The 22,031-nt window shown below is 65.9% G+C and carries 16 protein-coding genes, 7 tRNA genes and 1 pseudogene; 10 read left to right on the plus strand and 14 right to left on the minus strand.

Annotated elements, in window-relative coordinates:
* Window positions 1-62: 62 nt before the first annotated feature.
* The 6 genes and pseudogenes from typA to rimP form a co-directional block, all read right to left on the minus strand.
* Complete coding sequence (typA, locus tag AC1D2H_RS08920; protein ID WP_477936822.1) at window positions 63-1,886, minus strand: translational GTPase TypA; 1,824 nt, start codon at window positions 1,884-1,886, stop codon at window positions 63-65.
* A gap of 25 nt (window positions 1,887-1,911) precedes the next feature.
* Window positions 1,912-2,877 carry a tRNA pseudouridine(55) synthase TruB gene (gene truB, locus AC1D2H_RS08925; protein WP_477936820.1) on the minus strand — a complete coding sequence of 322 codons (966 nt, stop codon included), beginning with the start codon at window positions 2,875-2,877 and terminating at the stop codon, window positions 1,912-1,914.
* Window positions 2,870-3,250, minus strand: coding sequence for a 30S ribosome-binding factor RbfA (rbfA, locus tag AC1D2H_RS08930; protein WP_477936818.1), 381 nt, complete (start codon window positions 3,248-3,250; stop codon window positions 2,870-2,872). The genes truB and rbfA overlap by 8 nt, the downstream gene beginning before the upstream one ends.
* A 62-nt stretch (window positions 3,251-3,312) precedes the next feature.
* The gene (gene infB / locus AC1D2H_RS08935) at window positions 3,313-6,330 is read right to left on the minus strand and encodes a translation initiation factor IF-2 (protein ID WP_478010685.1); all 3,018 of its coding nucleotides are present in this window, start codon (window positions 6,328-6,330) and stop codon (window positions 3,313-3,315) included.
* Window positions 6,331-6,377: 47 nt separating this feature from the next.
* Window positions 6,378-7,856 carry a transcription termination factor NusA gene (gene nusA / locus AC1D2H_RS08940; protein ID WP_477936814.1) on the minus strand — a complete coding sequence of 493 codons (1,479 nt, stop codon included), beginning with the start codon at window positions 7,854-7,856 and terminating at the stop codon, window positions 6,378-6,380.
* A 128-nt stretch (window positions 7,857-7,984) separates the two neighbouring features.
* Window positions 7,985-8,491: pseudogene (gene rimP / locus AC1D2H_RS08945) on the minus strand (ribosome maturation factor RimP); the annotation flags it as partial.
* A 248-nt stretch (window positions 8,492-8,739) separates the two neighbouring features.
* On the opposite strand from rimP, the gene fabI reads away from it, so the two are divergent.
* The 5 genes from fabI (at window position 8,740) to AC1D2H_RS08970 (ending at window position 15,337) form a co-directional block, all read left to right on the plus strand.
* Window positions 8,740-9,519 carry an enoyl-ACP reductase FabI gene (fabI, locus tag AC1D2H_RS08950; protein ID WP_478010686.1) on the plus strand — a complete coding sequence of 260 codons (780 nt, stop codon included), beginning with the start codon at window positions 8,740-8,742 and terminating at the stop codon, window positions 9,517-9,519.
* 217 nt (window positions 9,520-9,736) lie between these two features.
* Window positions 9,737-11,899: a DUF1800 domain-containing protein gene (locus tag AC1D2H_RS08955; RefSeq protein ID WP_478010687.1), complete on the plus strand. Its 2,163-nt coding sequence runs from the start codon at window positions 9,737-9,739 to the stop codon at window positions 11,897-11,899.
* 10 nt (window positions 11,900-11,909) lie between these two features.
* Window positions 11,910-13,241 (plus strand): DUF1501 domain-containing protein, encoded by a 1,332-nt coding sequence (locus AC1D2H_RS08960; RefSeq protein WP_478010688.1) that lies wholly within the window; start codon window positions 11,910-11,912, stop codon window positions 13,239-13,241.
* A complete protein-coding gene (locus AC1D2H_RS08965) occupies window positions 13,241-14,065 on the plus strand; it encodes an AraC family transcriptional regulator (RefSeq protein WP_478010689.1) in 825 nt (274 codons plus the stop codon). Before AC1D2H_RS08960 ends, AC1D2H_RS08965 begins: the two co-directional genes overlap by 1 nt.
* A gap of 66 nt (window positions 14,066-14,131) precedes the next feature.
* The gene (locus AC1D2H_RS08970) at window positions 14,132-15,337 is read left to right on the plus strand and encodes a glycoside hydrolase family 88/105 protein (protein ID WP_478010690.1); all 1,206 of its coding nucleotides are present in this window, start codon (window positions 14,132-14,134) and stop codon (window positions 15,335-15,337) included.
* A 7-nt stretch (window positions 15,338-15,344) separates the two neighbouring features.
* Here the strand turns inward: AC1D2H_RS08970 and AC1D2H_RS08975 are convergent, their stop codons facing one another.
* Entirely contained in the window at window positions 15,345-17,618 is a 2,274-nt protein-coding gene (locus AC1D2H_RS08975) for an Orn/Lys/Arg family decarboxylase (protein ID WP_477937860.1), read from the minus strand.
* Window positions 17,619-17,737: 119 nt separating this feature from the next.
* Between AC1D2H_RS08975 and AC1D2H_RS08980 the strand changes: the two genes are divergently transcribed.
* Window positions 17,738-18,166, plus strand: coding sequence for an NfeD family protein (locus tag AC1D2H_RS08980; RefSeq protein WP_478010691.1), 429 nt, complete (start codon window positions 17,738-17,740; stop codon window positions 18,164-18,166).
* A gap of 37 nt (window positions 18,167-18,203) precedes the next feature.
* Window positions 18,204-19,115 (plus strand): SPFH domain-containing protein, encoded by a 912-nt coding sequence (locus AC1D2H_RS08985; RefSeq protein ID WP_478010692.1) that lies wholly within the window; start codon window positions 18,204-18,206, stop codon window positions 19,113-19,115.
* 279 nt (window positions 19,116-19,394) lie between these two features.
* Here the strand turns inward: AC1D2H_RS08985 and AC1D2H_RS08990 are convergent, their stop codons facing one another.
* On the minus strand, window positions 19,395-20,105 hold the full coding sequence (locus tag AC1D2H_RS08990; protein ID WP_477937866.1) for an autoinducer binding domain-containing protein: 711 nt from the start codon (window positions 20,103-20,105) through the stop codon (window positions 19,395-19,397).
* A 78-nt stretch (window positions 20,106-20,183) separates the two neighbouring features.
* Here AC1D2H_RS08990 and AC1D2H_RS08995 point away from each other — a divergent pair, with 78 nt between their 5' ends.
* From AC1D2H_RS08995 to AC1D2H_RS09005, 3 genes are all read left to right on the plus strand, one after another.
* Window positions 20,184-20,558, plus strand: a complete 375-nt coding sequence (locus AC1D2H_RS08995; protein ID WP_477937868.1) for a hypothetical protein — start codon at window positions 20,184-20,186, stop codon at window positions 20,556-20,558.
* 51 nt (window positions 20,559-20,609) lie between these two features.
* Window positions 20,610-20,699, plus strand: a tRNA-Ser gene (locus tag AC1D2H_RS09000).
* A 203-nt stretch (window positions 20,700-20,902) separates the two neighbouring features.
* Window positions 20,903-21,127 carry a hypothetical protein gene (locus AC1D2H_RS09005; RefSeq protein ID WP_478010693.1) on the plus strand — a complete coding sequence of 75 codons (225 nt, stop codon included), beginning with the start codon at window positions 20,903-20,905 and terminating at the stop codon, window positions 21,125-21,127.
* Between the two features lie 53 nt (window positions 21,128-21,180).
* Here AC1D2H_RS09005 and AC1D2H_RS09010 read toward each other — a convergent pair.
* The 6 genes from AC1D2H_RS09010 to AC1D2H_RS09035 all read right to left on the minus strand — a co-directional run bounded on the left by AC1D2H_RS09010 (window position 21,181) and on the right by AC1D2H_RS09035 (window position 21,972).
* Window positions 21,181-21,257, minus strand: a tRNA-Asp gene (locus AC1D2H_RS09010).
* Window positions 21,258-21,366: 109 nt separating this feature from the next.
* A tRNA-Glu gene (locus AC1D2H_RS09015) sits at window positions 21,367-21,442 on the minus strand.
* Window positions 21,443-21,492: 50 nt separating this feature from the next.
* Window positions 21,493-21,568, minus strand: a tRNA-Ala gene (locus AC1D2H_RS09020).
* A 75-nt stretch (window positions 21,569-21,643) separates the two neighbouring features.
* Window positions 21,644-21,720, minus strand: a tRNA-Asp gene (locus tag AC1D2H_RS09025).
* 52 nt (window positions 21,721-21,772) lie between these two features.
* A tRNA-Glu gene (locus AC1D2H_RS09030) sits at window positions 21,773-21,848 on the minus strand.
* Window positions 21,849-21,896: 48 nt separating this feature from the next.
* Window positions 21,897-21,972, minus strand: a tRNA-Ala gene (locus AC1D2H_RS09035).
* Between the last annotated feature and the right edge of the window lie 59 nt (window positions 21,973-22,031).

The following is a 22,031-nucleotide window of genomic DNA, read 5'->3' on the forward strand; positions in this document are numbered from 1 at the left end:
GGCCTCCGTGCCCCGGCATGGGGGAGCGCCACATTCAGCGCTCCGCGCTTGGGCGCTTGCGCTCAAGCGCGCGACGCACGCTTGCGGTCGTTTTCCGACAAGTGACGCTTGCGCAGACGCACGCTCTTCGGCGTGATCTCGACCAGCTCGTCGTCCTCGATGAACTCGACGCCGTATTCCAGCGTCAGGTCGATCGGCGGCGTGATCTTGATCGCGTCTTCCTTGCCGGAAACGCGGAAGTTGGTCAGCTGCTTGGTGCGCGTCGCGTTGACGACCAGGTCGTTGTCGCGGCTGTGGATGCCGACGATCATGCCTTCGTAGACCGGATCGTTGGGCTTGACGAACATGCGGCCGCGGTCGTCCAGCTTGCCCAGGGCGTAGGTGAAGATCTCACCGGCGTCCATGGAGATCAGCACGCCGTTCTTGCGGCTGGCGATGTCGCCCTTGTGCGGCTCGTAGCCGTCGAAGATGTTGCTGATCAGGCCCGAACCACGGGTCAGGTTCAGGAACTCGTTCGTGAAGCCGATCAGGCCACGCGCCGGGATGCGGTACTCCAGGCGCACGCGGCCACGGCCGTCCGGCTCCATGTTGACCAGCTCGCCCTTGCGCTCGCCCAGGGCCTGCATGACGCCGCCCTGGTGGTTTTCTTCCACGTCGGCCGTCACCAGCTCGATGGGCTCGTGCTTCTCGCCGTCGATGGTACGGAACACCACGCGCGGCTTGGAGACGGCCAGCTCGTAGCCTTCACGGCGCATGTTCTCCAGCAGGATGGTCAGGTGCAGTTCGCCGCGGCCCATGACTTCGAAGATGCCGTCTTCGTCGGTTTCCGAGACGCGCAGCGCCACGTTGCTCTGCAGTTCCTTCTGCAGGCGGTCCCAGATCTGGCGGCTGGTGACGAACTTGCCTTCGCGGCCGGCCAGCGGACTGGTGTTGACGCAGAAGTTCATCGTCAGCGTCGGCTCGTCGACCTTGAGCATGGGCAGCGGGGCCGGCTCGGTCAGGCTGGTTACGGTCACGCCGATGCTGATGTCGTCGATGCCGTTGATCAGCACGATGTCGCCCGGGCCGGCCGAGTTGGTCTGCACGCGGTCCAGGCCTTGGAAGGTCAGCACGTTGTTGACGCGACCCTTGTAGGTCTTGCCGTCCGGGCCTTCCATGACGGCCACGTCCATGCCGGGCTTGATGGTGCCCTGGCTGATGCGGCCCACGCCGATGCGACCGACGAAGGTGGAGTAGTCCAGCGCCGAGATCTGCAGCTGCAGCGGCGCTTCGGGGTCACCCTTTTGCGCGGGCACGTGCTTCAGGATGGTGTTGAACAGGGCCGACATGTCGGGGCCCCACTGCTCGCCCGGCGCGCCCTCTTCCAGCGAGGTCCAGCCGTTGATGCCGGAGGCGTAGACGACGGGGAAGTCGAGCTGCTCGTCGTTGGCGCCCAGCTTGTCGAACAGGTCAAAGGCGGCGTTGATGACGGCATCGGGCTTGGCGCCCGGCTTGTCGACCTTGTTGACGACGACGATGGGCTTCAGACCCAGGGCCAGCGCCTTCTTGGTCACGAAGCGCGTCTGCGGCATCGGGCCTTCCTGGGCGTCGATCAGCAGCACCACGCCGTCGACCATGGACAGCGCGCGTTCGACTTCACCGCCGAAGTCCGCGTGGCCCGGGGTGTCGACGATGTTGATGTGGGTGCCTTCCCAGCTGACCGCGCAGTTCTTGGCCAGGATGGTGATGCCGCGTTCGCGTTCGATGGCATTGCTGTCCATGACGGTGTCGACGACCTTCTCGTGCTCGGCGAAGGTGCCGCTCTGGCGCAGGAGCTGGTCCACCATGGTGGTTTTGCCGTGGTCGACGTGGGCAATGATGGCGATGTTGCGGATCGGGGTGGTCATGGTGATGCTTGGAAAGAAAACCGGGTCAGGCGGAAAGCAGAGCCTGGACCTCCGGCGGGGTCAACAGGCGGTCGGCGATCAGTTCGCCAGAAGTGATGTGGGCGCTGCCGAGGAAGGCGCGCGGCTCGGGGCCGTAGACGCGCACGCGCTCGGCGTCGGGCACGGCCACGCGGCGGCGCAGGCCCGACAGGAAGCGGGTGGCTTCGTCGGCAGGCAGGCGCAGTTCGGGGGCTTCGGCCAGCAGGCGGTCGGGCGAGGTCAGCAGCGCGGCGCGTTCTTCATCGGGCATGGCCTCGATCTGCGCCAGCGTGACGGCACCGTCCAGCGTCAGGCCACCGGAACCGGTGCGACGCAGCGCCGCCAGCGACGCGCCACAGCCCAGCTTGGCGCCGATGTCTTCGGCCAGCGTGCGGATATAGGTGCCTTTGGTGCAACGGACGTCGAGGGTCACGGTGCCAGCCTGCACGCCGACGATGTCGACGGCATGAATCGTCACGCGACGGCTCTTGCGCTCGATCTCGATGCCGGCACGCGCGTATTCGTACAGCGCCTTGCCTTCGTGCTTCAACGCCGAATACATCGGTGGCATCTGGTCGATCTCGCCGGTGAAGGCGGCGCAGGCGGCAGCGATCTGCTCTTGCGTGATGCCATCAGCGTCGCGGCGCTCCAGCACCTCGCCTTCGGCATCGCCGGTCGTCGTGCGGATGCCCAGCGCGAGCGTGGCCAGGTAGCGCTTGTCGGCGTCCAGGCTGACCTGGCTGAACTTGGTCGCGGCGCCGAAGCACAGCGGCAGCAGGCCGGTGGCCAGCGGATCCAGCGTGCCGGTGTGGCCGGCCTTCTCGGCACGCAGCAGCCACTTGGCCTTCTGCAACGCATCGTTGCTCGACAASCCCAGCGGCTTGTCGAGCAACAACACGCCATGCAGCGGGCGACGCTGGATGCGTACCCGGGCAGGCTTGGCAGCAGAAGCTGTGACGACGGCCTCAGTCATTCGGCTCCTCGTCCTCGATCGCCCGCGTGGCATTGGCCCGGTTGATGAGCGCACTCATCTCGGCCGCACGCTCGGTGGTGCGGTCGAACTGGAAATGCAGCGTCGGCACGGTATGGATCTGCAGCCGCTTGAACAGGCCGTTGCGCAGGAAGCCGGCGGCCTCGTTCAGCGCTTCCTGCGTCTCTTTCGGGTCACCGACCAGCACCGAGAAGAACACCTTGGCATGGGCGTAGTCCGGCGTGACGTCGATCGCATTGATCGTCGCCATGCCGATGCGCGGATCCTTGAGCTCGCGGATCAGCTCCGCCAGATCGCGCTGGATCTGGTCGGCGACACGGAAGGCTCGGTTGGGGATGGCGCGTTTATGTCTCATGGCGGTTTCCTGAAAGAACAAACCCCGCCCCGAGGGGCGGGGTTAACCCTCGGGACTGAAGTTCAGAGCGTGCGGGCCACTTCCTTGATTTCGAAGAACTCGAGCTGATCACCTTCCTTGATGTCGCTGTAGTTCTTCAGCTTGATACCGCACTCGAAGCCTTCCTTGACCTCGCGGACGTCGTCCTTCTCGCGGCGCACGGAGTCCACCTCGCCCGTGTAGATGACGGTGTTCTCGCGCAGCAGGCGGAACTTGGCGCCACGGCGGACCAGGCCGCTGGTGACCATGGAACCGGCCACCGTGCCGATCTTGGAAGCGACGAACACGACGCGGATCTCGGCCGTACCCAGCGCTTCTTCGCGCTGCTCGGGCGCCAGCATGCCGGACATTGCCTTGGTCACGTCATCCACAGCGTCGTAAATGATGCTGTAGTAACGCAGATCGACGGCATTGCCCTCGGCCAGCTTGCGCGCACCGGCGTCGGCCCGCACGTTGAAGCCGATGATGACGGCCTTGGACGCGATGGCGAGGTTGACGTCGCTTTCGCTGATGCCACCGACCGCCGCGTGGACGATCTGCACCTTGACCTCGGCGTTGCTGAGCTTGAGCAGCGAAGCGGCCAGCGCTTCCTGCGAGCCCTGCACGTCGCTCTTGATGATCAGCGGCAGGGTCTGCACGTCGCCGGCGCCCATTTCGCTGAACATGTTCTCGAGCTTGGCGGCTTGCTGCTTGGCCAGCTTGACGTCGCGGTACTTGCCTTGACGGAAGGTCGCGACTTCACGGGCGCGGCGCTCATCGCCCAGCACCATGAACTCGTCGCCGGCTTGCGGCACTTCGGTCAGGCCCTGGATCTCGACCGGGATGGACGGGCCAGCCTCGTTCGTGGCCTTGCCATCTTCGTCCAGCATGGCGCGCACGCGGCCGAAGGTGGAGCCGGCCAGCACGACGTCGCCGCGCTTGAGCGTGCCGCTCTGCACCAGCACCGTCGCGACCGGGCCGCGGCCCTTGTCCAGCTTGGCTTCGATGACCAGGCCCTTGGCCATGGACTCGACCGGCGCCTTCAGTTCCAGCACTTCGGCCTGCAGCAGCACCTGCTCCAGCAGGTCGTCGATGCCTTGGCCGGTCTTGGACGACACACCGATGAAGGGTGCGTCGCCGCCGAATTCTTCCGGCACGACCTGTTCGGCCACGAGCTCGCTCTTGACGCGCTCGACGTTGGCATCGGGCTTGTCGATCTTGGTCATCGCGACCACGATCGGCACGCCAGCGGCCTTCGCGTGGTGGATGGCTTCCTTGGTCTGGGGCATGACGCCGTCGTCGGCCGCACAGACCAGGATGACGATGTCGGTGGCCTTGGCGCCGCGGGCACGCATGGCCGTGAAGGCCGCGTGACCCGGGGTGTCCAGGAAGGTGATCATGCCGCGCGGCGTGTCGACGTGATAGGCGCCGATGTGCTGCGTGATGCCACCGGCTTCACCCGCGGCCACACGGGCACGGCGGATGTAGTCCAGCAGCGAGGTCTTGCCGTGGTCGACGTGGCCCATGACGGTGACGACCGGGGCGCGCGACAGCGATTCGTGCTGCTGCTCGGTGGTGCCCTCTTCTTCGAGGAAGGCGTCCGGATCGTCCAGCTTGGCGGGGAAGGCCTTGTGGCCCATTTCCTCGACCAGGATCATGGCCGTCTCTTGGTCCAGCTGCTGGTTGATGGTGACCATCTGGCCCAGCTTCATCAATTGCTTGATGACCTCGGCGGCCTTGACCGACATCTTGTGGGCGAGGTCGGCCACCGAGATGGTCTCGGGGACGTGCACCTCTTGGGTCTGCTGTTCGGCAGGCGCCTGGAAGTTGGACTGGTTGCCACCACGGTCACCACGGCGGCCGCCGGCACCACCGCGCGCCGGAGCGCGCCAGTTGCCACCGCCACCCGGGCGACCGGCGCCGGCGGGGCCGGCACCGATGGTCTTGAGGCCGCGCTTCTTGGCGGCGTCGTCGGCCCAGCTGGACGACAGCTTCTCGGACTTGACCGACTTCTTGTCGCCCGGCTTGCCGGCACCTGCGCCGGCACCCGCTGCAGCAGGTGCTGCACCCGGTGCGCCAGCCTTCTTGTGGATGGTGCCCTTGATGCCCGCGGCGGCTTCGGCCGGCTTGGGCTCTTCCTTCTTGGCCGCGACGAGCACCTTCTTGGGCGCATTCATCATGGCGCGGATCTTGGCGGCCTCGTCCTCGGCAGCCTTGCGGCGGCGGGCCAGGTCGTCCTGCTTCTGCTTCTCTTCGGCAGCCGCGTCCACGGCCTTGACGACACGCAGGGCCGGCTTCGCCACCTCGKGGGCAGGCGGCGGCGGGGCGACGACTTCAGGGGCGGGCGCGGGGGCGGGCGGCGGCGGGGCGACGACTTCGGGCTCGGGTGCCGGCGCGGCGGCCTTGGAACCACGCTTGGAAGCGGCCTTGTTGATGGCAGCGGCCTCCGCAGCGGCAGCAGCAGCGTTGCGCTGGCGAGCCTCGGCCACTTCTTCCGTCTTGTCCTCGGTCTTCGCGGCAGCAGCAGCGGCAGCAGCGACTTCGGCGGCAGCCTTGGCGGCGGCTTCGGCGGCGGCCTGCTCTTCGGCGCGGCGCGCTTCGGCGGCTTCACGTGCGGCGCGTTCGGCGTCCTCACGGGCCTTCACCTTGGCGGCCAGCTCCTCCTCCTGGGCGCGCAACGCGGCGGCCTGGGCCTGGGCTTCTTCCTCGCGGCGCACCAGGTCGGCTTCTTCGGCGCCGGCGGTGGACTCGTCGGAGGCATCGTCACGCTTGACGAAGGTGCGCTTCTTGCGCACTTCGACCTGGATCGTGCGGGCCTTGCCGGAGGCATCGGCCTGCTTGATCTCGGTGGTCGACTTCTTGACGAGGGTGATCTTCTTGCGCTCACCACCGGCAGTGCCATGGGAGGTGCGCAGGTGGTCGAGCAGGCTTTCCTTGTCGGTCTCGCTCAGCGAGTCGTCAACGGAAGACTTCTTGACGCCCGCGGCTTGCAGCTGCTCCAGCAGCGTGCTCGCCGGCTTGCTCAGCTCGGCGGCGAATTGGGCGACGGTAGTCACGGCCATGTGGGGATCCTTCAAATTACTTTCGGTGCGGCGCGGCGTGTGGTCGATCAGGCGTTGAACCAATGTTCACGGGCCTTCATGATCAGCGCGCGCGCAGCGGCCTCATCCTGGCTGGTCAGTTCGACCAGTTCATCCACGGCCAGGTCGGCCAGGTCATCACGGGTGTTGATGCCGCCTTCGGCCAGCTTGCTCAGCAGCTCGGGCGTCACGCCTTCGAGATCGCGCAGGTCTTGCGAGACCTCCTCGACCTTCTCTTCGCGGGCGATTTCCATGGTCAACAGCGCGTCCTTGGCTCGGGTGCGCAGCTCGTTGACCGTGTCCTCGTCGAAGGCTTCGATCTCGAGCATTTCCTGCATCGGGACGTAGGCCACTTCCTCGAGGCTGGTGAAGCCCTCGGCGATCAGGATATCGGCGACTTCGGCATCGACGTCGAGCTTGTCGACGAAGAGCTTGCGCACCGATTCGCTTTCCTGCTCGTGCTTGGCGGCCGACTCCTCGGCCGACATGATGTTGATGCGCCAGCCGGTCAGTTCGGACGCGAGGCGCACGTTCTGGCCGCCACGGCCGATGGCGATGGCGAGGTTTTCCTCGTCGACGACGACGTCCATGGCGTGGCGCTCTTCATCGACGACGATGGATTGCACATTGGCCGGGGCCAGCGCGCCGATGACGAACTGGGCCGGGTCTTCGCTCCACAGCACGATGTCGACGCGCTCGCCGGCCAGTTCGGTCGTCACGCCATTGACGCGCGAACCGCGCACGCCGACGCAGGTGCCGATGGGATCGACGCGGCGGTCATGGCTGACGACGGCGATCTTGGCGCGCGAACCGCTGTCGCGGGCGCAGCTCTTGATCTCCAGCAGGCCCTGCTCGATTTCCGGCACTTCCTGGGCGAAGAGTTCCTTCATGAACTCGGGGCTGGAGCGCGACAGCATGATCTGCGGGCCACGCTGCGTCGGGTCCACGCCGAGGATGACGGCACGCACGCGGTCGCCGGTACGCAGGTTCTCTTTCGAGATCATCTCGCCGCGCTTCAGGCGTCCTTCGACGCGACCGCTCTCGACAATGATGTCGCCCTTGTCCAGGCGCTTGACGGTGCCGACGAAGATCCTCTCGCCGCGCGACATGAAGTCGTTCAGCAGCTGCTCGCGCTCGGCGTCGCGGATCTTCTGCAGGATGACCTGCTTGGCGGCCTGGGCACCGATACGGCCGATGGGCAGGGACTCGACCGGCTCCTCGATGTGGTCGTCCACCTCGATGTCGGCGATCTGTTCCTGGGCTTCGAACAGCAGGATTTCAGCGTCGGCGTTCTGCAGGCCGGCCTCGTTGGGCACGACATGCCAGCGGCGGAAGGTCTCGTACTCGCCCGATTCGCGATCCACACTGACGCGGATGTCGGCTTCAGCGCCGTAAATCTTCTTGGTGGCCGAGGCCAGTGCGGCTTCCACCGCACCGAACACGACATCGCGCTCCACGCTCTTCTCGCGCGAGATCGCGTCCACCAGCATCAACATTTCGCGGTTCATTGCTTGAGACCTCCGTCAACCTTGTCTTGGCCGGGCGCCGCATCACTGGGCTCGCCCGCTTGTTTCTTGAGTGCTGCCTCTTTTGGCTGCTTCTTGGGCTTGATGACGCCACGCTGGCCCGGCTTGCGGTCGGGCGCCGGTTCGCCGCCTCGACCCTTGAAGCTGAACGACGGCACGAGGCGTGCCTCGCGCACCTCGTCGAGCGTGAAATCGAGCGCCTGGTCAGCCTCGCCGTCGTCGAACACCAGGCGCCAGGCCTGGTCGCTCGGCGCATCCGGCTGGGCGCTGACGACGCCGCGGTATTTCTTGCGGCCCTGGAATGGCGCCTTCAACGTGATGTCGATTTCCTGGCCAGCGAAGCGCGTGTAATGCGCGGCATTCTTCAGCGGCCGGTCCAGCCCCGGCGAGGACACCTCGAGCCGGGAATACTCCAGACCTTCGACCTCCAGCACATACTGCAGCTGGCGCGTGACCTTTTCGCAGTCCTCCACCGTGACCAACTCACCGGCAGCCGCGTCGGCAGCCAGCCTGTCGATCGTCACGCGCAGCGTTCCACCACTGGCACTGCGTTCGCAGTCCACGAGTTCGTAACCGAGGCCGGTCACGGTCGTTTCCACAGCGGTTTGCCAACTCATGCGGGGATGGGATTCGGGTCGGAAGAAAATCGAAAAAGCAAAAAAAATGGGCTGGATGAATCCGCCCAATCGTTCACCAGAATCCTGCGCCGGGGGATGTCGTCCGCCGCTCGTTGAGAAGCCGCCTGAATGGCAACCCTCATTTCCAGTGAAGCTCGTATTGTACTGTGCAAGTCCTGTGCCGGCAAGCCGCTACGCCCGGCGCGTGCCAGAATCTGAGGCTGTTTGAGACCTCACAGGAGACAAGAATGGGCTTTCTCGCCGGCAAACGGCTGCTGATCACGGGCGTACTGTCCAACCGCTCCATCGCCTACGGCATTGCCCGTGCCTGCCACCGCGAGGGCGCGGAGCTGGCTTTCAGCTATCAAGGTGAGCGTTTCAAGGAGCGCATCACCGAATTCGCCGCCGAGTTTGATTCCAAGCTCGTCTATGACTGCGATGTGACCAGCGACGAACAGATGGCAGCGCTGTTCAACCAGCTCGGCGAGGTCTGGCCGGAGTTCGACGGTTTCGTCCATTCCATCGGTTTCGCGCCGCGCGAGGCGATTGCCGGTGATTTTCTCGAAGGCATGACGCGCGAGAACTTCCGCATCGCCCACGACATCTCGGCCTACAGCTTCCCGGCCATGGCCAAGCTGGCGGCGCCGCGCCTGCGCCAGGGTGCGGCCCTGCTGACGCTGAGCTACCTCGGCGCCCTGCGCATCGTGCCCAACTACAACACCATGGGTCTGGCCAAGGCCAGCCTGGAAGCCAGCGTGCGCTACCTGGCGTCGGCCCTCGGCCCCAAGGGTGTGCGGGTCAACGGCATCTCGGCCGGCCCGATCAAGACGCTGGCCGCCTCCGGCATCAAGGACTTCGGCAAATTGCTGGGACAGTTCGCGGCCCAGGCGCCCATCCGTCGCAACGTGACCATCGACGACGTCGGCAACACCGCCGCCTTCCTGCTGTCCGACCTGTCGGCCGGCATCAGCGCCGAGATCACCTATGTGGACGGCGGTTTCAGCCACACGGCGATGGCGATGGATTGAGCTGATCGAGCCCGCGGCGTCACGTACAACTCGTGACATTTGCAAGAATCAGCCACGCAAGTGGTTGAAAGACTGACAGGCTTGGTCACGTTGAGCGCAAATCGTCAGTTCGCATGACACCCGGGCCCTGAGAAACGACGCACGGCGTCAGTTTTGAGGGATGCCAGCCATGGCATGAGCGTTGCAGCATGGAGTTGCCCTAGTCAGGAGCGACTCCATGATTTGCCCTCCTCCCCATATCGTCCGCGTCGCCGCGCTGGCTTTCGCCAGCAGCCTGGCCGCCGGCCCGGTGATCGCCCAGACGATCACCGTCTACAGCAGCGGCAATCTGCCGATTGCCACCACACGCCAGCTCACCGCCTATGTGCCGCTGTCGCCCAACACCGTCACCTGGACCGTCAACGGCATTGCCGGCGGCAACACGACGGTCGGCACGGTCAGCGACCGCGGCCTCTACACCGCGCCGGCCGCCGTGCCCATGCAGAGTGATGTCACCGTCACGGCAACGAGCACGGCCTTCCCGGCCAAGTCCGGCAGCATCACGCTGAGCATCACGCAGATCCAGCCACGGCTGTGGAGCATCAGCCCCGCCGCCGTGCCCGCTGGCGCCTTCACGCTGAAGCTCAACGGCGCGTCCTTCCCGACCAACGTGGCGGTGAAGGTCGGCGACCTGAATGCGACGGTCACCCGCGTGTCAGCGACGCAGCTGCTGGCCTCGGCAACGGCACCCAGCACCTGGCTGGGCAAGACGCAGCCGGTGCAGGTCTGGGCGACGGGCCTGGGCACCATCGGATCCGACGTCGTCAACCTGTCCGTCTCCGCCTCGGCACCCGCGCCCACGCCGGCGCCCTCCCCCGCCCCTTCGCCCAGCCCTGCGCCGAGCCCGGCCCCCACACCCGCGCCAGCGCCCTCTCCTGCGCCTGCCCCTTCGCCGGTGCCCGGCCCCGGCCAAGGCACGGCCAATCTGGCGGCCGCGCGCTTCCTTGAGCAGGCCAGCTTCGGCCCCAACGCCGCCAGCGTCACCCGCGTGCAGAGCCTGGGCCAGGACGCCTGGCTGACCGAGCAGTTCGACCTGGCCGAGACGACGGTGGCGACGCCATCGGATGGCACGACGTCGACCGTGGCGGCCCAGATGCTGAACCGGCTCACCGACGCCCCCGACCAGTTGCGCCAGCGCGTGGCCTATGCGCTGGCCCAGGTCATCGTCATCTCGGCCAACAAGAACATCTACGCCGAGGAGATCGCGCCACATCTGCGCACGCTGAGCAAGAACGCCTTCGGCAACTACCGCACGCTGCTGGAGGAGGTGGCGCGCAGCCCGCAGATGGGCAAATACCTGGACTTGGCCAACAGCAACAAGCCGCTGGGCGGCTCGGCCGCCAACGAGAACTTCGCGCGCGAGCTGATGCAGCTCTTCACCATTGGCCTCGTCAAACTGAATGCCGACGGCACGCCGCAGCTCGACCTGTCCGGCCGCACCATCCCGACCTATGACCAGTCGACCATCCAGCAGGTGGCGCTGGCGCTGACCGGCTGGACCTATGTCGGCACGGGCACCAACAACTGGGAGAACTTCAGCGGCGCCATGGTGCTGCGTGAGGTCAACCACGACCAGCGCGCCAAGAGCTTCCTCGGCTGCAGCCTCGCGGCCAGCCAGGGCACCGATGCCGACCTGAAGGCGACGCTGGACTGCCTCTTCCAGCATCCCAACACGCCGCCCTTCGTCGCGCAGCGGCTGATCCGCCAGCTCGTCAAGAGCAACCCCAGCCCGGCCTATGTGCAGCGCGTCGCCACCGTGTTCACCAACAACGGCAGCGGCGTGCGCGGCGACCTGCGCGCCGTCGTGCGCGCCATCCTGCTCGACACCGAGGCCCGCAACGACACGGCCGGCACCAATGACGGCCGGTTGCGCGACCCGATGCAGCACATCGCGGCCACGCTGCGCGCGCTCAACGGTGGCTTCCAGCCCGGCAACAACCTCGGCTGGGAGATCGGCCGCACCGGCCAGACGCCGCTGACACCGCCCTCGGTCTTCGGCCACTACTCGCAGCTCTTCCGCCTGCCGCAAACGACGTTGAACGCGCCGGAGTTCCAGATCTACACGCCTACCGAGGCGACGCTGCGCGGCAACTTCCTGTGGGCGCTGCTGACCCAGCCGGGCAGCAATATGCGCGTCAATCTGCAGCCCTTCACCGCGGTCGCCAATGACACGACGGCGCTGATCAACGCGGTCGACCAGGCGCTGCTGTGGGGCCGCATGTCAACCGCCATGCGCCAGAGCCTCGCGAACGCGATCAATGCCCAGTCCGACGCCACCCAGCGCGCGCAGGTGGCGCTGTACCTGACGCTGCTGTCCGGCCAGCACGCCATCCAACATTGAGGAGGACGCCATGACCGCTCACCACACCACCCGCCGCGCGCTGCTGCGCGCCGCCTGCGCCCTCACCGCCGCACCGGCCCTGCCCAGCCTCGCGCAGACCACCGAGGACTACCGCGCCCTCGTCTGCGTCTTCCTGGCCGGTGGCTGCGACGGCCACAACGTGCTGATCCCGCAGAGCCCGGCCGCCTATGCCGCCTACCGCAGCCTGCGCGGCGGCCTGGCCCTGCCCGACCAGTCCGCCAGCCTGCTGCCCGTCACGACGACCGATGGCGTGGCCTATGCGCTGAACTCGGGCCTGCAGGCCGTCCACCCGCTTTGGGCCCAGGGCAAGCTGGGGGCAATAGCCAACGTCGGCCCGCTGCTGGCGCCGACGACGCGCGCCCAGATCACGGCCGGTACGGCGACGCTGCCCGCCAACCTGTTCTCCCACTCCGACCAGATGCAGCAGACCCAAGCCGGCAACGGCAGTGGCGGCGGCACGGGCTGGGGTGGGCGCACGGCGGACGCGCTGGTTGCGCGCAACGGCAGCTCGCGTTTCCCGGCAGCCGTCTCCATGGCCGGCGGCGCGCTGTTCGCCAACGGCGCCCAGGTCCCCAGCGCCAGTCTGGTGCCCGGCTTCAATCTCGACGTCAGCGGCATGAGCACCTGGCCGGCCTCGGCCACCACGGCGCGCAGCCAGGCCTTGAACGAGATCCTGGCGCTGGACGGTGGCGTGCGCCTGATCCAGGCCGCCAACCAGGTGAGGCGCGATGCCCTCAGCCTCGGCGCCCTGCTGCGCAGCAGCGGCGCGGGCACGGTCGGCACCGTCTTTCCCGGCACCGACCTTGGCCGCCAGCTGCAACAGGTCGCCCGCGTCATCGCACTGCGCGGCAGCGTCGGCGTGAAGCGCCAGGTTTTCTTCGTGCAGCTCGGCGGTTTCGACACCCACAGCGGCCAGAGCTGGCAGCAGTGGGACCTGCTGCGCCAGCTCGGTGACGCGATGGGCGCCTTCTACAACGCCACCGTCGAGCTCGGTGTGTCGCAGATGGTCACCAGCTTCACGCAGAGCGAGTTCGGTCGCTCGCTGCAGCCCAGCGGCTCGGGCAGCGACCATGGCTGGGGCAACCATCACCTCATCCTGGGCGGCGCGGTCAAGGGCGGCCAGGTCTATGGCCGCTTCCCCTACCCGGCTCTGGGCGGTGCGGACGACTCTGGCAGCCGTGGGGCGCTGATCCCGTCCACCTCGCTGGAGCAGTTCGGCGCGACACTCGCGCGCTGGTTCGGCGTCGACGCCGCCGGCCTCAACACGGCCTTCCCGGCGCTGGCCGCCTTCACGCCACAGGACCTGGGATTCATGGCCTGATGCCCGCGAGTCGCACCCAACTGCTGCCGCCCAGCCCGGCGCTGGCGCCTTACGTCCAGGCCATCGCCGTGCGGCGGCCCAGCCCGGACGGACCGGCATTGCCGGCGGTCCAATGCTTTCCCGCCAATGTGCAGGGCGCCCTCACCGTGCTGCACCGCGGGGATTGGGTCGACGCCGACTCCGGCCATTCGCTCGCCGATCTGGAGCTGGCCGGCCCCCGCCTCAGGCCCGCAAGGCGCGCCTATGCAAACGACCCGGCCATCACGACGGTGCTGCTGCACCCAGGCGTGCTGAGCTGGCTGTTCGACCTGCCGGCCGCGGAATGGGTGAATCGGCGCGGGCCGGCGGCCGAGGTCATTGGCTGGCCGACGGCCGAGGTGCTGCTGTCGCAACTGCGCCGCGCCAGCAGCACGGCGGCCCAGGTCTGGATCATCGAACAGCAGTTGCACTGCTGGGTGGAGAAGGCCCAGGCGCGCCGCGCCTGGCAGCCGCCGCCGCGCGCGCCGACAGCGGCCTTGAGCGTGGGCGACTGGGCCGACGTGGCCACGTCCAGCGCCAGACAGTTGCAGCGCCGTGTCGGCGACGCCCTGGGACTGTCGCCCAAGGCGCTGCTGCGCATCGAGCGCCTGAACGAAGGCCTGCGCCGACTCGCCGACGGCGAAGCACTGGCCGACGTGGCGGCGCAATGCGGCTTCAGCCACACGGCTCACATGGTGCGTGAGTTCCGCGCGCTGACCGGCCTGAGCCCCGCCGGCGTGCGCCGCGACCTGACCCGCCACGAGGGCCTGCCTTGGCGCCTGGGCGAGGCCCTCACTTCAGCCTAGGGCCGCCCCGCTGCGGCGGCGCCTTGAAAGCGCTTACATTCCGGCCGACTCTGACGAGGAGACTCGATGAAGACGGCCCTCCTGTACGCCACCGGCCTGCTGGCCTTGTTGCCTCTCGCAGCCCTGGCCGAGCCGGCAATGCCGCCGCTCTCGGCCGCTGCAGCCGATGCCGTGCCCTGGAAGCCAGCGGCCGTCATCGCGCTGGCCGAGAAGGCCGGCCGCTGGCAGCTGAAGGCGCTGGAGCGCGGCGAGCACCCGCGCTCCGTCAAGTCCATGCCCGACCCCAGGGGCTGGGAACAGGGCGCCCTCTTCGTCGGCCTCGTGGCGCTCGCCGACCACAGCAAGCAGCCGGAGTTCGCCAATGCCATCCTGCAGCGCGGCAAGGACAACGGCTGGCAGCCCGGCAGCCGCCCCTATCACGCCGACGACCACACCATCGGCGCGGCTTATCTGTGGGCGGCGCGCCATGGCGCGAGTGCTGCGGCGATGGCCCCGCTGCGGGAGCGCTTCGACCAGATCCTGGCGAACCCAAGCAGCGTCGACCTGCACTTCGTAGAAATGCCGGACCGCAGCGTGCCGTCGGTGGACCGCTGGTCCTGGTGCGACGCCATCTTCATGGCGCCACCCGTCTGGCTCGAGCTGGCCAAAGCAACGGGCGAGGTGAAGTACGCCGACTTCGCCAAGCAGGAGTTCTGGGCGACGACGGCGCTGCTCTACGACAAGGAGGAGCAGCTCTACTTCCGCGACAGCCGCTTCTTCGACCGCCGCGACATCAACGGCCGCAAGGTCTTCTGGTCGCGCGGCGACGGCTGGGTCTTCGCCGGCCTGGCGCGGATGCTGGAGCAACTGCCCAGGAACGACCCCGATCGTGGCCGCATCACCGCCATCTTCAAGGACATGGCGGTGAAGCTGAAGGCCATCCAGAAGCCCGATGGATTCTGGGCGCCGTCACTGCTGGGAGATCCAGAGACGGCGCTGCCCGAGTCGAGCGGCACGGGCTTCTACACCTACGGCTTCGCATGGGGCATCAAGGCCGGGCTGCTGGACCGCAAGACCTACGAGCCCGTGGTGCGCAAAGGCTGGGCGGCGCTGACGCGGGCCGTGCACGCCGACGGCAAGGTCGGCTATGTGCAACCGGTCGGGGACAGGCCGGACGCCGTCGAATACGACGACACCCAGCACTACGGCGTCGGCGCCTTCCTGCTGGCCGCCACGGCGGTGGCCGACCTGAACCTGGCGCCGGTCACGCCACCGAAAGCGTCAACGAAGTAGCGCCTGCTCAGGCCCTCACGCAATCCACGTAGTAGCGGCCGCGACCCGTTTCCTCGTCCACCTCGTGCACGAGGCCGTGCACGTCGGTCGCGAAGCCCGGGAACTTGGCATTGAAGCTGCGCGTGAACTTCAGGTAGTCGACGATCTTCTTGTTGAAGCGCTCGCCCGGGACCAGCAGCGGGATGCCGGGCGGGTAAGGCGTCAGAAGCGAGGTGGTGATGCGGCCTTCGAGTTCGTCGATGCCGACGCGCTCGGTACGGCGCTGCGCGATGTGCGCGTAGGCGTCGCTCGGCGTCATGGCCGGTTGCAGATTGGACAGATACATGTCCGTCGTCAGGCGGGCGATGTCGCCCTCGGCGTAGGCCTGGTGGATGCTCTGGCAGAGGTCGCGCAGGCCCATGCGCTCGTACTTCGGGAACTGCGCGACGAACTCCGGCAGGATGCGCCACAGCGGCGCATTCTTGTCGTAGTCGTCCTTGAACTGCTGCAGCGCCGTCAGCAGCGTGTTCCAGCGGCCCTTGGTGATGCCGATGGTGAACATGATGAAGAAGGAATACAGCCCGGTCTTCTCCACCACGACACCATGCTCGACGAGGAACTTGGTGACCACCGAGGCCGGGATACCCGTGGCGGCGAAGCGCCCTTCCATGTCCAGCCCGGGCGTGATGATGGTGGACTTGATCGGGTCCAGCATGTTGAAGCCTTCGGCCAATGCGCCGAAGCCATGCCAGTCCTCGTCGGCATGCAGCATCCAGTCGGCCGACACGGGGTGGCTGCCCTGGTCGTCCTGCGCACGCAGGAAGTCGGGGCCCCAGACCTTGAACCACCAATCGTCGCCGTAGTCGCCCTCGACCTTGCGCATCGCGCGGCGGAAGTCCAGCGACTCCCTGATGCTCTCCTCCACCAGCGCTGTGCCGCCCGGGGGCTCCATCATGGCCGCAGCCACGTCGCAGCTCGCGATGATGGAGTACTGCGGGCTGGTGCTGGTGTGCATCAGATAGGCCTCGTTGAAGAGGTGCTTGTCGAGCTTGACGCTCTGCGAGTCCTGCACGAGCACCTGCGAGGCCTGCGAGATGCCGGCCAGCAGCTTGTGCGTGGACTGGGTCGCGTAGACCATGGCCTCCTTGGGGCGCGGACGGTTCTTGCCCATCGCGTGGAACTGGCCGTAGAAGTCGTGGAAAGCCGCGTGCGGCAGCCAGGCTTCGTCGAAGTGCAGCGTCGGGATGTAGCCGTCGAGCTTCTTCTTGATGGTCTCGGTGTTGTAGAGCACGCCGTCATAGGTGCTCTGCGTCAGCGTGACGATGGAAGGCCTGACGGTCTCGGGGTCGACATGCGCCAGCAGCGGGTTGGCCGCGATCTTGGCGCGAATGGCCTCGGGGCTGAACTCGCTCTCGGGGATGGGGCCGATGATGCCGTAGTGGTTGCGCGTCGGCGTCATGAAGACGGGGATGGCGCCGCACATGATGATGGCGTGCAGATTGCTCTTGTGGCAGTTGCGGTCGATGACGACCACATCGCCCGGCGCCACCGTGTGGTGCCAGACCATCTTGTTGGACGTGCTGGTGCCGTTGGTGACGAAGAAGCAGTGGTCGGCATTGAAGATGCGCGCGGCATTCTTCTCGCTGGCGGCAACCGGGCCGGTGTGGTCGAGCAGCTGGCCAAGTTCCTCGACGGCATTGCAGACGTCGGCGCGCAGCATGTTCTCGCCGAAGAACTGGTGGAACATCTGGCCCACCGGGCTCTTCAGGAAAGCCACGCCGCCGGAGTGGCCGGGGCAGTGCCAGGAGTAGGAGCCATCCTGCGCGTAGTCCATCAACGCCTTGAAGAAGGGCGGCGCCAGCCCGTCCAGATAGCTCTTGGCCTCGCGGATGATGTGGCGAGCCACGAACTCCGGCGTGTCCTCGAACATGTGGATGAAGCCATGCAGCTCACGCAGCACGTCGTTGGGCAAGTGCTGGCTGGTACGCGTCTCGCCGTAGACGTAGATCGGGATGTCCGGGTTGCGGTTGCGGATCTCCTGGATGAACTTGCGCAGGTTCAGCACCACGGGGTCCATCTCCGGGCCGGCGGTGAACTCCTCGTCGTCGATGGACAGGATGAAGGCCGAGGCGCGGCTTTGCTGCTGGGCGAACTGCGACAGGTCGCCATAGCTCGTCACGCCCAGGACGTCCATGCCCTCCTTCTGGATGGCCTCGGCCAGCGCGCGGATGCCCAGGCCCGAGGTGTTCTCGGAGCGGTAGTCCTCGTCGATGATGACGACGGGAAAGTGAAAACGGATCATCGGCAGCCTCCAGCGGGCGGGCATCAAAAAACGAAGCGGCGAAGTGTAGGGCCGCAGCGTGTCCCGGCCATGTCGTACGGGGTCTAAACTGGGTCGACACCACAGCCTTGGGAGGCGAGATGGATTGGAACTGGGCCACTGTCTGGTGGATCGCGGCCGGCGCGCTGGTCGCCGCCGAACTGGCGACCGGGAGCTTCTATCTGCTGATGCTGGCCGTGGGCGCCGCTGCGGGTGCCATCGCGGCTCATCTCGGCTTGGGGCCGGCAGGGCAAATGCTGGCCTCGGCCGTCATCGGCGGCGTGGGGGTTTTCGCGTTGCATCGGCAGCGTGCCAAGGCGCCCAAAGCGGCGCCGGCATCCAGCAACCCGGATGTCAACCTCGACATCGGCCAGACCGTGCAGGTGGACACCTGGTCCAACGATGGCCTGGCCCAGGTGAAATACCGCGGCGCCGCCTGGCAAGCCCGCTTCATCGGCAGCGCGCCGGCCCAGAGCGGCAGACACGTGATCCGCGCCGTCGAAGGCAGTTGCCTGCTGCTGGATCGCTGAGCACCCTTCCCTGTTCGCAACCGCCCCGAGAGTCTCCATGGAAATCGCACTCGTCATCCTCGTCATCGCCGCCATCTTCGTGGTCCGCTCGATCAAGGTCGTGCCCCAGCAGCACGCCTGGGTCGTCGAGCGCCTCGGCAAATACCACGCAACGTTGACGCCGGGGCTGAACTTCCTCGTGCCCTTTGTCGACCGCCTGGCCTACAAGCACTCGCTGAAGGAGATTCCGCTGGACGTGCCCAGCCAGGTCTGCATCACGAGGGACAACACCCAGCTGACCGTCGACGGCATCCTCTATTTCCAGGTCACCGACCCGATGCGCGCCAGCTATGGCGCCAGCAACTACGTCATCGCGATCACGCAGCTGGCCCAGACCACGCTGCGCTCGGTCATCGGCCGCATGGAGCTGGATCGCACCTTCGAGGAACGTGCCGTCATCAACACCTCGGTCGTCGAAGCCCTGGACGAAGCGGCGTTGAACTGGGGCGTCAAGGTGCTGCGCTACGAGATCAAGGACCTGACGCCGCCGCCGGCCATCCTGCATTCCATGCAGGCCCAGATCACCGCGGAGCGCGAGAAGCGCGCACTGATCGCCGCGTCGGAAGGCCGGCGCCAGGAGCAGATCAATATCGCCACGGGCGAGCGCGAGGCGGCCATTGCGCGCTCAGAAGGCGAGAAACAGCGCGAGATCAATCAGGCCCAAGGTCAAGCCTCAGCCATCACGGCAGTGGCCGACGCCACGTCCGACGCCATCCGCAAGATCGCAGCAGCCATCCAGCAACCCGGTGGCGACCAGGCCGTGCAGCTGAAGGTCGCCGAGAAAGCCGTCGAGGCCTACGCACAGCTCGCGCAGAAGAACAACACGATGATCGTGCCGGGCAATATGACGGAAGTCGCTGGCCTGATCGGCACCGCGATGGYGCTGCTCAAGGGCGGCGCGCGGCCGTAAAAACAAAAAAGCCCGCGAGGGCCCTGAGTCAGGGCGGTCGCGGGCGCAAGACGTTCGGGGGGCGCCGAACGAAAGCGATGGAGGTGTCGCTTTTCCTAAGAACTCTTCAAAAGCGCTCAGCTGCCCGTGATGGGGAAACCGAACAGTTCCGCGACAACTTCCCAGAAAGAAAACTGTTCCATTTGCACCATCCGTCAAGCAGCGTTGAGATGGCGCGCAGTGTGTAGGACAGCTCGAAAACGGTGAACTACAAACCCTGGTAGGGGGCCGCTGGTCTGGTCAGATGATTCCCAGCTCCATGGCCTTCAAGACGGCCTGATGCTTGGTCGACACGTCGAGCGACTTGAACAGTTGCTTCATGTGGTAGTTGACCGTGTTCTCGCTGATGCCAAGCAGGCTTCCAACGACCCATGCACTCTTGCCTTCCATGGTCAGCTTCAGAATTTCGAGCTGGCGCGATGGGAGCCCAAGCGGCGTCGATCTCTTCGGCGCCCACAAACGACCCGCGGCGTCCTGCGCATGGACGGCGAGCAACTGAAGGTCCGCAATCATCCGGTTCAGCTTGATCGGATCCTTGGGCAAGGGATCCTCGCGATCGACCCCGAGCAACAAGCGGCGATAGCCAGGCATCTGGACGCCGACGGCGACACCGGTTCGATAGCCGAAAGGCGCGTACATCTCCCACAACTCGCCTGCACCGGCCTCGGCATAGAACGCCTGGTCGTAGATCAGCGGCTTGGTCAGATTCATCAAGCGCTGATGCACAGGGTCGCGCCGGGCGTAGCTGTTGTCCTTTTGGATCTCCAAAAACGCCTCAGGCGTATTGCCCACGGCGTGATATTCCGTCTTGGCACCTGGACCGCGTTGTTCAACGACCAGTAGACCGACGACCAGACCGAAATCCAGGTCGTTCGCGAAGTCGATCAGGCCCTGTCGAAAGGACGTGAGATCTTCCGCTTGACTGACTTGTTCGTACCGCTGGAGGTTCATGCGCTACTAGGGTTGGTAGGAGCACAGCGGCGTCGACGAACGCAAACTGCAAGCCATCCAAATGACGGGGAGATCCGAATGCAGATGGCAGCTTGGCAACTGATGGCCTGCGATACGGTCGTTAAGACTGTAAACGAGTTTGAAAAGGTGACTCACGACCTACGCCAAATCGGGAGCAGCGTGCAAGTGCACGATGCACGTTCCGGGCTGCGTTGTGGTCAGGAAGTCTGGGCCGCGCTTGCCGACGGCGAAGCGATCCAGATCGCCTGGGAATGGACCGAGATCCAGCCCGACGTCGTGGCGCTGTTCGACCCGATGAACATCCTGTGCAACGTCGCGCTGATCGATGGCCATGGGCACGAGCTCGCACGCGCGCGCCGCATGCTGCACCTCAACAACGTCGTGCATCAACTCGATTGGCGCGGCGCGCTGGATTGGCGCACCGCCAACTGACTGAACGTTTCCCTCCAGGGGTCTGCAATAGGTTATGATGGCAGGCTTGCAGGAGAGGTGGATGAGCGGTTTAAGTCGCACGCCTGGAAAGCGTGTGTGGGCTAATACCCACCGCGGGTTCGAATCCCGCCCTCTCCGCCAAGCATGATCGGGCCCTCAGGGGCCCGTTTTGCTTTTCGGGCTTGGCGATTGATCGACATTCGGTCGCAGTTCAGCCCCCTGAAAACGCAGTTCGTCGCGCCGCACTGGCCCACCGCCCAACCTTGTTCAACACTTCAGTCTGCGCCTTGCCAACTGCAAGGCTGGAGTCGGAGATGCCAACAGTGAAAAAGGGATGGTTGTGCTTGAGCCTCGCCCTCGGGATGCTCGCCACAGGCCTGCCGGCCGAGGCCAGCGAGGTCGTGAAGCTCGCCCGCCTGGTGGTCAGCGGCAAGCGCAGTCCCGTTGAAACGCCGCGAGCCGCCCCGGCCGAACAGCGCCCTGCGCCAACCAGCCCCCAGGCTCATGGCAGCGGTGGAAATGACGACGCCGGCACTGCCCCGGCGCCCGCACGCGGCCTGGTTTCCTGAACGCCCAAATGGAAATGCGCCGAAACCGTGAGGTTTCGGCGCATTATTATTTTTGGCGGAGTGGACGGGGCTCGAACCCGCGACCCCCGGCGTGACAGGCCGGTATTCTAACCAACTGAACTACCACTCCGCGTGGTGATGCATTTTCGAATATCTCTCGATATTCTCAAGCCACATCAAACTTGCCCGTCTTGCGACAGGATTGCCAATCCCATCTTGCGATGGAATTGCCAATAACTTGGCGTCCCCTAGGGGATTCGAACCCCTGTAATCACCGTGAAAGGGTGGTGTCCTAGGCCTCTAGACGAAGGGGACTCAATCTTTCAAATCCAAACTGCGTGCCACCTGAATATCCCTGGAGATATTGGTGGAGGTAAGCGGGATCGAACCGCTGACCTCTTGCATGCCATGCAAGCGCTCTCCCAGCTGAGCTATACCCCCGGCATAAACCGGTCGCAAAAAACAAACGGCCAACGAATTGGCCGTTCTTTTATCGGGCGAACCCGATGGAATCCTTGGCGGAGTGGACGGGGCTCGAACCCGCGACCCCCGGCGTGACAGGCCGGTATTCTAACCAACTGAACTACCACTCCGCGTGGGATGAATTTGATACCGTCTTTCGACAATATCCAAGCTCATCAAACTTGGCGTCCCCTAGGGGATTCGAACCCCTGTAATCACCGTGAAAGGGTGGTGTCCTAGGCCTCTAGACGAAGGGGACTAATCCTTCGCAACTTGAACCGCGCGCCATCCAATAAGCCGAGACTTTTGGTGGAGGTAAGCGGGATCGAACCGCTGACCTCTTGCATGCCATGCAAGCGCTCTCCCAGCTGAGCTATACCCCCGTGTTTTCGATTTGGCCTATCAACTTTCGTCTTTCGGCTTCTTCGTTAACAGCGCTGTT

This window comes from Roseateles sp. P1_C1_2 (assembly GCF_056406535.1).

Excerpts from the sequence above, each read along its gene's own strand:
- typA (WP_477936822.1), bottom strand. The coding sequence starts at position 1,886 with ATGACCACCCCGATCCGCAACATCGCCATCATTGCCCACGTCGACCAC.
- rbfA (WP_477936818.1), bottom strand. The coding sequence starts at position 3,250 with ATGAGACATAAACGCGCCATCCCCAACCGAGCCTTCCGTGTCGCCGAC.
- nusA (WP_477936814.1), bottom strand. The coding sequence starts at position 7,856 with ATGAACCGCGAAATGTTGATGCTGGTGGACGCGATCTCGCGCGAGAAG.
- fabI (WP_478010686.1), top strand. The coding sequence starts at position 8,740 with ATGGGCTTTCTCGCCGGCAAACGGCTGCTGATCACGGGCGTACTGTCC.
- AC1D2H_RS08955 (WP_478010687.1), top strand. The coding sequence starts at position 9,737 with ATGATTTGCCCTCCTCCCCATATCGTCCGCGTCGCCGCGCTGGCTTTC.
- AC1D2H_RS08960 (WP_478010688.1), top strand. The coding sequence starts at position 11,910 with ATGACCGCTCACCACACCACCCGCCGCGCGCTGCTGCGCGCCGCCTGC.
- AC1D2H_RS08965 (WP_478010689.1), top strand. The coding sequence starts at position 13,241 with ATGCCCGCGAGTCGCACCCAACTGCTGCCGCCCAGCCCGGCGCTGGCG.
- AC1D2H_RS08970 (WP_478010690.1), top strand. The coding sequence starts at position 14,132 with ATGAAGACGGCCCTCCTGTACGCCACCGGCCTGCTGGCCTTGTTGCCT.
- AC1D2H_RS08975 (WP_477937860.1), bottom strand. The coding sequence starts at position 17,618 with ATGATCCGTTTTCACTTTCCCGTCGTCATCATCGACGAGGACTACCGC.
- AC1D2H_RS08980 (WP_478010691.1), top strand. The coding sequence starts at position 17,738 with ATGGATTGGAACTGGGCCACTGTCTGGTGGATCGCGGCCGGCGCGCTG.
- AC1D2H_RS08990 (WP_477937866.1), bottom strand. The coding sequence starts at position 20,105 with ATGAACCTCCAGCGGTACGAACAAGTCAGTCAAGCGGAAGATCTCACG.
- AC1D2H_RS08995 (WP_477937868.1), top strand. The coding sequence starts at position 20,184 with ATGCAGATGGCAGCTTGGCAACTGATGGCCTGCGATACGGTCGTTAAG.